We start from the raw sequence: 13,310 nt of genomic DNA on the forward strand, positions 1-13,310 counted from the left end.
CACTCCGTCCGCTCGCCTGCCGCTCCACCCTGTCCCGGGCGGCCCATGAGCGCCAATGGCGAACGCCATAAATCGGACGTGTGTCCCGTCACCGGGCGGAGGGCTGGCCCCCGAGGTGTCGGGTGAGCCAGCCGACTGTCTCGCGCAGATATTCGGCTCGCGACGACCGGTGCAGCAGCTCGTGGCCCTCGTCGGGGAAGAGCAGATACCGGTGCTCGACACCCCGCGCCGCGAGGGCCTCGACCACCTGTTCCGCCTCGATGACCGGGACGTTGCTGTCGTTCTCGCCGTGCACCACCAGCAGCGGCGCCCGCAGGCGGTCGATCCGCGTGATCGGCGAGAGGTCGCGCAGCAATTCGGCGTCACGGACCGGGTCGCCGTACTTGGACACGGCCGCGGCGGCGATCCAGGGCTCGGTGTGCTCGTAGAACGTGGCGAAGTTCGCCATGCCGCAGACGTCGATGCCGACGGCGAACAGCTCCGGGTACGTGGTGAGCGCCGCGAGCGTCAGGTAGCCGCCGTACGAGCGGCCCATGCAGCCCACCCGCGCCGGGTCGGCCACGCCCGTGGCGACGAGATGCTCGACGCAGGCGGCGACGTCGGCGACGGCCGCCCACCGCAGCGGGCCGTTGTCCGCGTTGACGAAGCCGCGCCCGAAGCCGGACGACCCGCGGACGTTCGCCGCGAACACCGCGATGCCACGGCCCACCAACGACTGGAACAGCGGTCCGTGCCCGGGCCGCTCCTGGGCCTCCGGGCCGCCGTGCAGCCACAGCACCACCGGGTGCGGGCCCGACGTCGGCGGCGCGAACAGCCAGCCGCTGATCTCGAGGCCGTCGTGGGAGGAGAACCGCCGCAGCACCGGCTGGACGGCGTCGGGGGAGGGCTCCTCGACGGACACGGGATGCAGGTCGCCGTCCCACGCCCAGACGCCGTGCGCCTGTCCCGGCGCTTCGGCGGTGAACGCCAGCGTGCTGCCGTCGGCGCTCCACACCGGCCCCGAGACCACCGTGCCGGGCAGGTCGATCCGGGTTTCGCCGAGCACGGTCAGCTCGGAGAGGCCGCCGCCCGAATTCCACAGGACGGCCACCCTCGTGCCGTCGGGGGTGAGGGCGAACGTCTCGACCTCCGCGGTGTCGGAGGCGGCCAGGATCTCGGCGGCGCCGCCGCGGGCGCGCAACAGCACCGGGCGCTCGCCGGCGTCGCCGCGGGCGTAGACCGAGCCGTCGGGGGCGAAGCAGGCCTGTTCGCCGCTGGTCACGTACTCCTCGATCCCGGTCTCGAGGTCACGCAGCACCACGTGGCGGCCGCCGCGGGGGCCGTGCCGCAGCAGGGCGCGGCGACGATCCGACGAGACGTCGAAGAGGGACACCAGTTCGCCCTCGGCGATCACCTCCCGGGTGCCGTGCTCGGCGTCGACCAGCAGGGCCGTGGTGAGGTTCTCGGTGACCGCGAGCAGCGGCCGCCCGGGCAACCAGCGCACGTTCTCCGCGCTGTCCGTGCCGAATCCGGCGACCTGGTGCGGCACCGAGCCGTCCGGGCGGACCAGCCAGACTTCGGTACGGGGTGCGCCCCCCGGCGCGATCACGCAGGCCAGCCAGCCGCCGCCGGTGGACCAGTGCACCGAGACGACCGGCTCCTCGCCGGTGTCGACGAGGAACGTCAGGTCGCTGCCGACCGGCTGCACCCACACCTTCGGGGAGCCGCTGCGGTCGGACACGTACGCCAGGTGCCGGCCGTCCGGTGACAGCGCCGGCGACCAACTGCCGCTGGCTTCCGAGGGGTAGGAGCCCAACGCCCGCCAGCCCGCGGGCAGCACGGTGACGTCCATCCGGCTTCGCCTCACAATCGCTTGTCCTGCAACCACATCTCCAGCAGGGCCAGCTGCCACAGCTGGTTGGCCCCGAGGGTCGTCCGTGGCGTGTTCGGGTCGGCCAGGAGCGCGTCGACGTACTCCTTGCGGAACAGTCCCCGCGCGCGGGCCGCAGGTGCGTGCAGCGCGTCGCGGACCAGCTCCAGCATCGGGCCTTCGAGGTGGCGGATGCCGGGAACCGGGAAGTATCCCTTGGTCCGGTCGATCACCTCGTCGGGCACGGTCCCACGGGCCGCGTCCTTGAGCACCCCCTTGCCGCCCTGGGCCAGTTTCAGCTCGGGCGGGCAGGCCGCCGCGAGCTCGACCAGCTCGTGGTCCAGGAACGGCACGCGCGCCTCCAATCCCCACGCCATCGTCATGTTGTCGACCCGCTTGACCGGATCGTCGACCAGCATGACCTGCGAGTCGAGTCGCAACGCCGCGTCGACCGCGGTGTCCGCGCCGGGCCGGGCGAAGCTCGCCGCCACGAACTCGCGGCTGACGTCGCGGTCGAGGAACCAATCCGGGTTCAGCTGGCCGGCCAGGTCACGGTGCGGCCGGTCGAAGAATTCCCGCGCGTACGCGTCCACGGCCCGGTCCCTGGGAACGTCGGCCAACGGCGGATACCAGCTGTATCCGGCCAGGATCTCGTCGGCTCCCTGCCCCGACTGGACGACGGTGACCTGCTGGGACACGTCCTCGCTGAGCAGGTTGAAGGCGATGCAGTCGTGGCTGACCATGGGCTCGCTCATCGCCGCGACGGTGCGGGCCACCGCGGGCAGGAAGCGGTCCCGGCCGATGCGGATCTGCTGGTGCCGGGTGTCGAAGTGCTTCGCGATCAGGTCCGAGTACGCGAACTCGTCGCCGCTCTCCCCGGCCGCGGACTCGAAGCCGATCGAGAAGGTGGTGAGCCCGCGCTGCCCCTGCTCGGCCAGGAGCGCCACGATGTAGGAGGAGTCGAGCCCGCCGGAGAGCAGCACGCCGACCGGCACGTCGGCGACCATCCGGCGTTCCACCGCGGTCCGCAGCCCGGCGTGGATCGCCTCGGCCCACTGTTCGCGGGTCGAGGGCGTGTCGACCCGGCTGTGCGACGCCTCCCAGTACACCGTCGAGGTCGACGTGCCGTCCGAGCGGATGACCCGCACGGTGGCCGGCGGCAGCTTGCGAATGCCCTCGACGATCGTGCGCGGAGCGGGCACGACGGAGTGGAAGGTCATGTAGTGCTGCAACGCCACCTTGTCGATCGCGGTGTCGACGTCCCCGGCGGCGAGCAGCGCCGGCAGGGTGGAGGCGAAGCGCAGCCGGCCCGGGGTCTCCGCCAGGTAGAGCGGCTTGATGCCGAGCCGGTCGCGGGCCAGCATCACCGTGCCGGTGGCGTGCTCGACGATCGCGAAGGCGAACATGCCGAGAAAGCGCCGGACGCAGTCGGTACCCCAGCGGTGGTACGCCTTGATGATCACCTCGGTGTCCGAGGTGGAGTCGAAGGTGTAGCCGTAGCCGCGCAGTTCCTCGCGCAGCTGCCGGTAGTTGTAGACGCAACCGTTGAAGACGAGCGTGAGGCCCAGCCGCTCGTCGGTCATCGGCTGCGCACCGGCCTCGGTCAGGTCGATGATCTTCAGCCGCCGGTGACCGAGGGCCACCGGGCCGCGATGCCACAGGCCCTCACCGTCGGGGCCCCGGGACTCGAGGCTCGGCAGCATGCGCCGGACCGCCTCGGGGTCGGCCGCCCGGCCGTCGAACCGCAGCTCGCCACCGATTCCACACATGATCGACTCCTCCTCTTCCGTCAGCCCAGCAGCCAGGTGTCTTTGCTGCCGCCGCCGCGCGAGGAGTTGACGATCATGCTCCCGGCGGGTGCGACGCGGGTCAGGGCGGCGGGGGCGACCACCGATTCCCGCCCGGTGAAGACGAAGGCGCGCAGGTCGACGTGGCGGGGCACCAGCTCGTGGCCGTCGAAGACCGGGTGGGTCGACAGGTCCACCACCTCCTGGGCCACCCAGCGGTGCGGCGCGGTGAGGATCTGGCGACGCACGGCGGCCAGGTCGTCCCGGCTCGCGTGCGGACCGATGACGACGCGGTCGCCGCCGTAGCCGTCGACCGGCTTGCAGACCAACTCGTCCAGCCGCTCCAACACCCGCGCCCGCTGCTCCGGAATGCCACACAGGTATGTCGGCACGTCCGCGAGCAGCGGCTTCTCGCCGAGGTAGTACTCGATGAGCTTCGGCACGTACGCGTAGACGGCCTTGTCGTCACCGACGCCGTTGCCCAGCGCGTTCGCGAGGACCACCGAGCCGGCGTGCAGGGCGGTGATCAGGCTCGGTCCCAGCGGCATGCCGTCCGCGCCCGGCGAGTGCACCAGGCTGTCCTCGCCCATGCGCAGATAGACGACGTCGACGCGGTGCTTGCGCCCGTTCGCGACCCGGAACACGACCGCGTCGTCCACCAGCAGTTCGGTGCCGCGGACCAGCGGCACGCCCATCTCCTCGGCGAGCATCCGGTGCTCGAACCACGCCGAGTCGTCCGGGCCCTGGCTGAGCACGACGATCCGCGGGTCGTCCCCGGCGGCCGGCCCGGCGGCGTCGAGCAGCGCCCGCTTGAGCAGCCGCGGCGTCTCCTCTCCGCTGAGCAGGCCGGCCGGGCGGGGCAGCTCGGGCAGGACGCTCTCGGTGAGGCGGCGGTTCTGCATCGCGTACGCGATCCCGGACGGCACCCGCAGGTTGTCCTCCAGCGCGTACCAGGTGCCGGCGCCGTCGCGGACCAGGTCGACGCCGGCCACCTGGACGCGGACGCCGGGGTGGCCGGCCAGGGCGCCGCTGGGCCGCAGCTCGGGCGAGCCGTCGACGACCCATTGCGGGACGATGCCGTCGGCGACCACGGCGCGGTCGCCGTACACATCGCCGAGGAACGCGTCGAGGGCCCGGACCCTCTGCACCAGCCCGCCGCGCAGTCGTTCCCATTCGGTCGCCGGCACGATCCGCGGCACGAGGTCGAAAGGAAACAGCCGCGTGGCGGCCTCGCCGGCGACGCTGAAGGTGATGCCTCGGGCGCGCTGCTCGTCGTCCTTGGCGTCCTCGCGGCGGCGCAACCCGGCCGGGCCTAGAGCGCCGAGAACGGTGACGATCGGCTCGTACGCCTCCACGACATCGCCGCCGGGGAACGCCTCGTCGCCGCTCGCCGCGTACGGGGTGAGCCCGGCCGGGACGGTCTGCCCGCCCGGACCGATGCCGGTGGCGCCGCCGCGGGTGTCGGCGACAACGAGGTCGACCACGTCGGAGATGCGTCCGCGGCGGGCCATGGCCCGCCGCTGCCGGGCGGCTGAGCTGCCCCGGCTCAGCGCCTGCACGGACAGGTCGAACACCTGCTCCCAGTCGCCGAGTTCCTCCAGCTGCGGGCGCAGGTCGCCGACGAGGCGCTCCACGGCGACCGCGGCCGGCACCGGCACCGGCGAGCGGGGCAGGTCCAGCAGGTCGCCCTCCAGGCCCGACCGGGCGGCGCGCCACATCGCGGCCCGGTGCAGCGGCGGGCGGACCGGCGCGGGTGGTCGGCCGGCGCGGTGGTCCTGGAGGGCGCGCAGCACCAGGCCGCGGAAGAGGCCGCCGAGCAGCACGACGGTGTCGGCGTCCGGGCTGGAGTCGGTGACGCGCAGCTCCACCGTGGGCAGATGCGCCGACGGGCGTACGTCGAAGTAGACCATCTTGGGATCGGTGATGGTGCCGGACGCGATGAGGTCGGCGACCAGCGCGTCGTGGTCGGCGGCGTCGGTGACGACGCCGCTGTCGCCGGCGGTCGGCCAGCGGGTCCAGACCAGCGAGCGCACGCTGGCGTAGCCGCTGTCCTCACCCATCCAGTACGGCGAGCTGGCGGAGAGCGCGAGCAGCACCGGCAGCGCCGGCGTGACCCGCTGCGCGACGGCGACCGCCTCGTCGCGATCGGCGACGCCGACGTGCACCTGGGCGCCGCAGATGAGCTGTTCCCGGGTGAGCATCTGGTATTCGTCGAGCATCCGGCGGTAGCGCGAGGTCGGCGTGACCGGCAGTGCGTCGAGATCGACGACCGGGACCGTCCCGGCGGCCACCAGGCCGAGGCCCAGCGACTCGGCGACGCCGATCGCCTCGCGACGCAGCGTGACGATTCCACGGCGCAGGTCGTCGAGGCCGGCGGCGACCGGGGTGTTCGTCTCCACCACTGAGCGATGCAGCTCCGCGGAGTAGTGCTCCCCGCCCAGCTGCTCCAGGACCTCCGGTGCGCGCGGCACGAGCTCGCGGGTCCTGAGATCCACGACGTGGAGTTCCTCCTCCACGCCGAGCGTGAGGTCCGTGCCGCGGACCTCGTTCCCGGGGCCTTCGCTGACGCTCAGTGACTCCGCCATGTCAACCGCCTATGTCGCCTCGTGGGACCCGTGAGGTGCCCACTTCCGGCGGCCGCCAAGCATGATGATCAACACACCGCCCGGCGGCGGGGCGATGCTCGCTCGGCGTGCACATGTATGTGCGGTGCGCAAGGATGCTCGAAGGGATCGCCTTCCGCGCTCAATCACGCGAAACCTTGTGCAAATGTTCACGAAGGCTAGGGCGTCCGGTGGCGCCGCCCGTAGCCTCCGGGACACCATTAACGGGCGTTCGGGCTCGATGGCAATGGGAGGCGGCAATGGCCGGGGAGAAGTACGTCTACGATTTTTCCGAGGGTCACAAGGGTCTCAAGGAGCTCCTCGGCGGCAAAGGCGCGAACCTCGCCGAGATGACCCGCCTCGGGCTGCCCGTGCCGGCCGGATTCATTGTCACCACCCGGGCCTGCCAGGCCTACCTGGCGACCGGGCACAACCCGGACGGGCTCGACGCCGAGATCGACGAGCACCTCGCCGCGCTCGAGCGCACGATGGGCCGCCGGCTCGGCGACGCCGAGGATCCGCTGCTGGTATCCGTACGTTCCGGAGCCGCCTTCTCCATGCCCGGCATGATGGAGACCGTGCTCAACGTCGGCCTGACCGACGCCAGCGTCACCGGGCTGGCCGCGCAGGCCGGCGGCAACGAGCGCTTCGCCTGGGACTCCTACCGCCGGCTCATCCAGATGTTCGGAAAAACCGTCTGTGACGTGCCCGGCGAGGAATTCTCCGACGCCCTCGAAGAGGCGAAGAAAGCCAAGGGCGCGACCGACGATCTGCACCTCGACGCCGCCGACCTGCGGGCCCTGGTCGATCGGTTCAAGCGCATTTTCGCCAAGCACACCGGATACGACTTCCCGCAGGATCCGCGCGAGCAGATGCGGCTGGCGATGGAAGCCGTCTTCCGCTCCTGGAATGCCGAGCGGGCCGTGCTCTACCGCCGCCAGGAACGCATTCCGGCCGACCTGGGCACCGCGGTCAACGTGTGCTCCATGGTGTTCGGCAACCTCGGCGCCGACTCCGGCACCGGCGTGGCGTTCACCCGCGACCCCGCCTCCGGCTCCCAGGGCATCTACGGCGACTACCTGTCGAACGCGCAGGGTGAGGACGTGGTCGCCGGCATCCGCAACACCGTGCCGCTCGAGGACCTGAAGCGGCTGGACCCCAAGTCCTACGAGGAGCTCCTGGCGATCATGGCCAAGCTCGAGGGCCACTACCGGGACCTGTGCGACATCGAGTTCACCATCGAGCGCGGCAAGCTCTGGATGCTGCAGACCCGGGTCGGCAAGCGCACCGCCGCGGCCGCCTTCCGGATCGCCGCCCAGCTCGTCGACGAGGGCATGATCACCCTCGACGAGGCCCTGCGCCGGGTCTCCGGCGCCCAGCTCGCGCAGCTCATGTTCCCCCGCTTCGACCTGTCCGCCGACCCGGCCGTGCTCACCAAGGGCATCGGCGCCTCCCCGGGCGCCGCTTCGGGCAGGGCCGTCTTCTCCGCGGCGCGGGCGGCCGAGCTCGCCGCCGAGGGCGAAGACGTCATTCTGGTACGCCGGGAAACCAACCCGGAGGACCTCGCGGGCATGATCGCCGCGCGCGGCATCCTCACCGCGCGCGGAGGCAAGACCAGCCACGCGGCGGTCGTGGCCCGCGGCATGGGCCGCACCTGCGTCTGCGGCGCCGACCAGCTGGAGATCTCCGGCACCAGGTTCACGGTCAACGGCCAGACGGTCGCCGAGGGCGACGTCATCTCGGTCGACGGCACCACCGGCCGCGTCTACCTCGGCTCGGTGCCGGTGCGCCCCTCCGAGGTCGTGCAGTACTTCGAGGGCGACATGGTGGAGGAGTCCACCCTGGTCGACGCCGTACACACGATCATGGGTCACGCCGACGCCACCAGGCGCCTGGCCGTGCGGACCAACGCCGACACCGGCGAGGACGCGGCCCGCGCCCGGCGCTTCGGCGCCGAGGGCATCGGCCTGTGCCGCACCGAGCACATGTTCCTCGGCGACCGCAAGGAACTGGTCGAGCGCCTGATCCTCAGCTCCACCGAGAGCGCCCGCAACGACGCGCTGGCCGCCCTGCTGCCGCTGCAGCGCGCCGACTTCGTGGACCTGTTCCGCGCCATGGACGGCCTGCCGGTCACCGTGCGCCTGATCGACCCGCCGCTGCACGAGTTCCTGCCCTCGCTCGAGGAGCTGGCGGTCAACGTCGCCGTCGCCCGCGAGCGCGGCGAGGAGAACGCCGAAGAGGCGCAGCTGCTCGACGCCGTACGCCGGATGCACGAGCAGAACCCGATGCTGGGCCTGCGCGGCGTCCGTCTCGGCCTGGTCATCCCGGGCCTGTTCGCCATGCAGGTACGAGCGATCACCGAGGCGGCCGTCCAACTCGCCGGCGAGGGTCTCAACCCCCGCCCCGAGATCATGGTCCCCCTGGTCGGCGCCGTGCAGGAGCTGGAAATGGTCCGCCAGGAGTGCGAACAGATCGTCGCCGAGGTCGTCGCCGACAGCGGCGTCGAAATCCTCATCGGCACGATGATCGAGGTGCCCCGCGCGGCCCTGACCGCCGGCCAGATCGCCGAAGCCGCCGACTTCTTCTCCTTCGGCACCAACGACCTCACCCAGATGGGCTGGGGCTTCTCCCGCGACGACGTCGAGGGCGCCTTCTTCTGGCGCTACCTCGAACTCGGCATCTTCGGCATCTCCCCGTTCGAGTCCATCGACCGCGACGGCGTCGGCCGCCTGATCCGCATCGCCGCCGAAGAGGGCCGTGCCGTACGCCCCGAACTGAAGCTCGGCGTCTGCGGCGAACACGGCGGCGACCCGGAGTCGGTGCACTTCTTCCACGAGGTGGGGCTGGACTACGTATCCTGCTCACCGTTCCGAGTACCGGTCGCCCGCCTCGAAGCGGGCCGCGCGGCCGTCACGAGCGAGGACTCCGACAGCCGCTGAGCCCTGAGCGTCACGGGCGGCGTCCTCAGGGGGCGCCGCCCGTTACTGTCAGCCCGGTTCCCCGCCTGAGAAGGCGCTGAGAGTAGTCGTCCGGACCGCATTCCGTAACGGATTGTTCATCCAGTCTGGCTATGGTGTCCCAAATATCCCACTTGCGGTTTTCGCATGGTCGCTCGCGGCCGGGAAGGGACCAGATGCCCACGCTGGAAACCATCGATGTCGACGCGCCTTCCCGTTGGCGCGTGCTGGTGCGTCATGACCTGCCGGCCTCGATCGTCGTCTTCCTCATCGCCATTCCGCTCTCGCTCGGCATCGCCGCGGCCTCCGGTGCGCCGCTGTTGGCCGGGCTTGTCGCCGCGGTCGTCGGTGGGATCGTCGCGGGGGCGCTCAGTGGGGCCCGGCTGCAAGTCAGTGGCCCCGCTGCCGGGCTGACCGTGATCGTCGCCGGCGTCGTCGCCGACTTCGGTTGGGCCGGAACCACCGCGATCGTCGCCATGGCGGGTCTCGTGCAGATCGTGCTGGGGGTGTCGCGGCTGGGTCGGGCCGCGCTCACGCTCTCGCCGGCGGTGGTGCACGGCATGCTCGCCGGCATCGGCGTCGTCATCGCCCTGAGCCAGGTGCATGTGGTGCTGGGCGGTGACGCGCAGAGCGCCGCCTGGGACAACTTGCTGGACCTGCCCCGGCAGGTTGCCGGCAATCATGGCGGTGCCGTGCTGGTCGGCGTGCTCACCATCGCGATTCTGTTGCTGTGGCCGCGTTTCGTGAAGCTGTCGCTGCTGCCCGGCGCGCTTGTCGCGGTGACCGTGGCGACGGCCGTCGCCGGCCTGGGCGGCCTCGCGGTGGAGCGGGTCGATCTGCCGTCGGATCCGCTCGGCGGGTTGACGTTTCCGCGCTGGCCGGACGGCTACTGGGCGGACATCGCCGTCGCGGTCGTCACCATCGCGCTGGTGGCCAGCGTCGAGTCGCTGCTGTCCGCGGTGGCCGTGGACCGGCTGCACGACGGCGAGCGCGCCGACCTCAACCGGGAGCTGTTCGCTCAGGGCGCCGCCAACACCGTGTCCGGTGTGCTTGGTGGGCTGCCGGTCACCGGGGTGATCGTGCGTAGCTCCACCAATGTCGCCGCCGGGGCGCGGACCCGGGCGTCCGCGATGCTGCACGGGCTGTGGATCGCCGTCTTCGTGCTGCTCTTCGGGGCGTTGCTCGAGCGTATTCCGCTCTCCGCGCTCGCCGCCGTGCTCGTCGTGGTGGGGCTGCGGCTGGTCAGCCTGGCCCAGATCAAGACCTACATCCGGCACCGGGAGCTGCCGACGTACCTGGTGACGGCCTTCGGGGTGATCTTCACCGACCTGCTCACCGGCGTCGCGTTGGGCATGGCCACCGCCGTTCTGCTCATGCTGGTGCGGCTGGCCCGGTGCGAGATCACCCGGACCTCGCCCGCGCCGGGGCGCTGGACCGTCGTCATCACCGGCACGCTCGCCTTTGTCGGTGCCGGCCGGGTCGCGCGGGAGCTGTCGGTGCTGCCGCCGGGGGAGTCCGTGGAGCTGGAGCTGCACCTGGACTACTTCGACCATGGGGCGTTCGAGGCCATCCAGGACTGGCGCGAGGCCTACGAGCGCGGCGGCGGGCGGGTGCAGATCCGCGAGGTCCACGACAGCTGGTTCCAGCGGGCCACCGTGGGGCGGCTGGGCGTCGCCCGCACCCAGTCCACCCGCGCGCCGCGTCTGCTCGGCTCGTGGTCGCAGTGGGTGTCGCTGAACGAGCAGCGCCGCGACGCCATGCAGGCGGGCATCGACGAGTTCGAGCGCAGCGTCGCGCCGCTGGTTCGTTCCCACCTGGCCGATCTCGCGCGCGACGGTCAGAAGCCCGAGCAGCTCTTCATCACCTGCGCGGATTCGCGGGTCGTGCCCAACCTCATCACCACCAGCGGGCCGGGCGATCTCTTCTGTGTACGCAACGTCGGCAATATCGTGCCGCCGTACGGTTCGGGCGACGCGTCGGTCGGCGCCGCCGTGGAGTACGCCGTGGACGTTCTCGGCGTCACCGCCATCACCGTCTGCGGCCATTCGGGCTGCGGTGCGGTACGCGCCATGATGGCCGGCGCCGCGGGCGGAAACTCCGCGCTGGGCACCTGGCTGGCCGCCGCCGCGGCGACGCTGGAGGGCGAGAGCGAGACGGAGTGCGTCACCGCCAACGTGAAGCAGCAGCTCGAGAACCTCCGCGGCTATCCGAGCGTCCGGGCGGCGACCGCCGCGGGCCGGCTGACCCTGACCGGGCTCTACTTCGATCTCGCGGAGGCCCGGATGTATCGCGTCGAGGACGGCGTGCGCCGACCCGTGGGCCTGACATGAACCGGCGGTCTTTGTGCCATTTCCCCGGTAGGCATTGAGGTCCGCGTCCGGACGGCCCAAGGTGGATCCTGGCCGGTACGCGAAAGTTTCCGGCCCGCCCGGCCGCGAGGGACATCCGCTCCGTACGGCTGGGTGCGGGTGAAGACGTCGCCCGGCCGGAGGTGACAGATGACTACCGTGGAGCGGGCGACCCGCGCGGGTGACATTGTGCTCGTGGGGCGGTCGGCGAGCGTGCAGTTCGCCGTCCCCAACGGGTTCGCGTTCCGTGTGATCGACGTCGACCCGCGGCCCACCTATGCCGGTTGGGTGTGGCTCGACGGCTACCAGTTGGACCGGTACGGACACCCCCTGATGCGGCGGCGCATCTTCGTCCGCGAGGCGGGTCTCCGCCGACCCGGGTCACCGCCGTCCCCGCGCCATGGCTGAGAGCCGCCCGACCCTGCACCCCGGCGATGTCGTGCTCGTCGGGCGGGCGGCCAGCGTGCAGTTCAGCGGCCGGTCGGGCTTCGCGTTCCGGATCATCGCCGTCGACGGGCGGCCCACCTACTCCGGCTGGGTGTGGCTCGACGGCTACCAGCTGGACCGTCGGGGGCAGGCCGTGGCCCGCCGGCGGATCTTCGTCCTGGTGGCCGGCCTGCGTCCCGCGCCCTCTCCGGGGCCGTCCGTGCGTACGGATCGCCACCGCTAGAAGCCGCCCACCGTCAATTGGGGGGAAACGGCGGCGGATCCCCCGGCCGAGATGCGATGTTGGGTGTACGGGGACGAGTGATGGGGCGGGATGCGATGAGCGATTACGAGACCGGCGCCGAGGAGTGGTCCGCCGATGCTGAGGTGGATACCGGGAAGTACACGTTGCCGTCGGAAGCACGTGACTCGGTGCACCGGCTCGCGGACGTCAGCAGCGACATGGCGACGGCGACGAGGTCGGCGGTGAAGGCGGCGCAGACCGCCGTGGCGGTGATCCAGCGGCTGGACGCGAGCAGCACCGAGATCGGCAAGGTCGTCCAGCTGATCGCCACCATCGCCAAGCAGACCAACCTGCTCGCCCTGAACGCCACCATCGAGGCGGCGCGGGCGGGCGAGGCGGGCCGGGGGTTCGCGGTCGTCGCCAGCGAGGTCAAGGACCTGGCGAACGAGACCGCCACCGCGACGAACGAGATCGGCGGGCAGGTCGGCGGCATCCGCGCCGACACGCAGAACGCGGTCTCTGCCATCGAGGAGATGCAGTCGCTCATCGAGGAGCTGGACCGCTGCCAGATGGTGATCAGCGGGATCGTGACGGAGCAGCAGGGCGGCTGACACCCGGTGGCGGCAGGGGGAAGGATAGGGCCATGGCCCGACGCACACAGCGGCGCCGACCGGAGGCACCGGCCGGATTCGCCGAGACCGGCCCCTGCCCCTGCGGGCTGGGACAGCCCTACGGCGAATGCTGCCGCCCCGCACACCACGGCCACGCTCCGGCGACCGCGGAGGCCCTGATGCGGTCCCGCTACGCCGCCTTCGTGCTGGACGACGCTCCGTACGTGCTGCGGTCGTGGCATCCGATCACCCGCCCGCAGTCGGTCGAGCCGGACCCGGCGCTGCGCTGGACCGGCCTGGAGGTGGTCGAGGCGACCGGCGGCGGGCTGTTCGACGCCGAGGGTGTGGTCGAGTTCCGCGCCCACTACACCGACGGCGGCAAGCCGGGGGACATGCGCGAACGGAGCCGGTTCGTGCGGCACGACGGTCAGTGGGTGTACTGGGGTCCGGTCCTTACCAACGGGGCCCTCGCCAATATCTGACCT

At 71.7% G+C, this 13,310-nt stretch carries 9 protein-coding genes; 6 read left to right on the forward strand and 3 right to left on the reverse strand.

Features of this window, described 5'->3' with window-relative positions:
- Nucleotides 1–88: 88 nt before the first annotated feature.
- From AB0M36_RS02350 to AB0M36_RS02360, 3 genes are read right to left on the reverse strand one after another with little or no spacing between them, the layout of a single operon-like run.
- Nucleotides 89–1,831, reverse strand: a complete 1,743-nt coding sequence (locus AB0M36_RS02350) for a S9 family peptidase (protein ID WP_364151091.1) — start codon at nucleotides 1,829–1,831, stop codon at nucleotides 89–91.
- A gap of 11 nt (nucleotides 1,832–1,842) precedes the next feature.
- Complete coding sequence (locus AB0M36_RS02355; protein WP_364151094.1) at nucleotides 1,843–3,618, reverse strand: N-acetylglutaminylglutamine amidotransferase; 1,776 nt, start codon at nucleotides 3,616–3,618, stop codon at nucleotides 1,843–1,845.
- 20 nt (nucleotides 3,619–3,638) lie between these two features.
- Nucleotides 3,639–6,221, reverse strand: a complete 2,583-nt coding sequence (locus AB0M36_RS02360; RefSeq protein ID WP_364151096.1) for a carboxylate--amine ligase/circularly permuted type 2 ATP-grasp protein — start codon at nucleotides 6,219–6,221, stop codon at nucleotides 3,639–3,641.
- A 278-nt stretch (nucleotides 6,222–6,499) separates the two neighbouring features.
- Between AB0M36_RS02360 and ppdK the strand changes: the two genes are divergently transcribed.
- The 6 genes from ppdK to AB0M36_RS02390 all read left to right on the forward strand — a co-directional run bounded on the left by ppdK (nucleotide 6,500) and on the right by AB0M36_RS02390 (nucleotide 13,307).
- Nucleotides 6,500–9,178 carry a pyruvate, phosphate dikinase gene (gene ppdK / locus AB0M36_RS02365; protein WP_364151098.1) on the forward strand — a complete coding sequence of 893 codons (2,679 nt, stop codon included), beginning with the start codon at nucleotides 6,500–6,502 and terminating at the stop codon, nucleotides 9,176–9,178.
- A gap of 194 nt (nucleotides 9,179–9,372) precedes the next feature.
- Nucleotides 9,373–11,526, forward strand: coding sequence for a bifunctional SulP family inorganic anion transporter/carbonic anhydrase (locus AB0M36_RS02370; RefSeq protein WP_364151101.1), 2,154 nt, complete (start codon nucleotides 9,373–9,375; stop codon nucleotides 11,524–11,526).
- 168 nt (nucleotides 11,527–11,694) lie between these two features.
- Entirely contained in the window at nucleotides 11,695–11,952 is a 258-nt protein-coding gene (locus AB0M36_RS02375) for a hypothetical protein (RefSeq protein WP_364151103.1), read from the forward strand.
- The gene (locus tag AB0M36_RS02380) at nucleotides 11,945–12,214 is read left to right on the forward strand and encodes a hypothetical protein (protein WP_364151106.1); all 270 of its coding nucleotides are present in this window, start codon (nucleotides 11,945–11,947) and stop codon (nucleotides 12,212–12,214) included. Before AB0M36_RS02375 ends, AB0M36_RS02380 begins: the two co-directional genes overlap by 8 nt.
- A gap of 95 nt (nucleotides 12,215–12,309) precedes the next feature.
- Nucleotides 12,310–12,825: a methyl-accepting chemotaxis protein gene (locus AB0M36_RS02385; RefSeq protein WP_364151109.1), complete on the forward strand. Its 516-nt coding sequence runs from the start codon at nucleotides 12,310–12,312 to the stop codon at nucleotides 12,823–12,825.
- Between the two features lie 32 nt (nucleotides 12,826–12,857).
- Nucleotides 12,858–13,307, forward strand: a complete 450-nt coding sequence (locus tag AB0M36_RS02390; RefSeq protein ID WP_364151112.1) for a YchJ family metal-binding protein — start codon at nucleotides 12,858–12,860, stop codon at nucleotides 13,305–13,307.
- The last annotated feature ends 3 nt before the right edge of the window (nucleotides 13,308–13,310 follow it).

This window comes from Actinoplanes sp. NPDC051346, from assembly GCF_040682215.1.
Classification (GTDB): domain Bacteria; phylum Actinomycetota; class Actinomycetes; order Mycobacteriales; family Micromonosporaceae; genus Actinoplanes.

Coding starts and splice junctions, on each gene's coding strand:
- AB0M36_RS02375 (WP_364151103.1), top strand. CDS start 11,695: ATGACTACCGTGGAGCGGGCGACCCGCGCGGGTGACATTGTGCTCGTG.
- AB0M36_RS02390 (WP_364151112.1), top strand. CDS start 12,858: ATGGCCCGACGCACACAGCGGCGCCGACCGGAGGCACCGGCCGGATTC.
- AB0M36_RS02380 (WP_364151106.1), top strand. CDS start 11,945: ATGGCTGAGAGCCGCCCGACCCTGCACCCCGGCGATGTCGTGCTCGTC.
- AB0M36_RS02355 (WP_364151094.1), bottom strand. CDS start 3,618: ATGTGTGGAATCGGTGGCGAGCTGCGGTTCGACGGCCGGGCGGCCGAC.
- AB0M36_RS02370 (WP_364151101.1), top strand. CDS start 9,373: ATGCCCACGCTGGAAACCATCGATGTCGACGCGCCTTCCCGTTGGCGC.
- AB0M36_RS02360 (WP_364151096.1), bottom strand. CDS start 6,221: ATGGCGGAGTCACTGAGCGTCAGCGAAGGCCCCGGGAACGAGGTCCGC.
- AB0M36_RS02385 (WP_364151109.1), top strand. CDS start 12,310: ATGAGCGATTACGAGACCGGCGCCGAGGAGTGGTCCGCCGATGCTGAG.
- AB0M36_RS02350 (WP_364151091.1), bottom strand. CDS start 1,831: ATGGACGTCACCGTGCTGCCCGCGGGCTGGCGGGCGTTGGGCTCCTAC.
- ppdK (WP_364151098.1), top strand. CDS start 6,500: ATGGCCGGGGAGAAGTACGTCTACGATTTTTCCGAGGGTCACAAGGGT.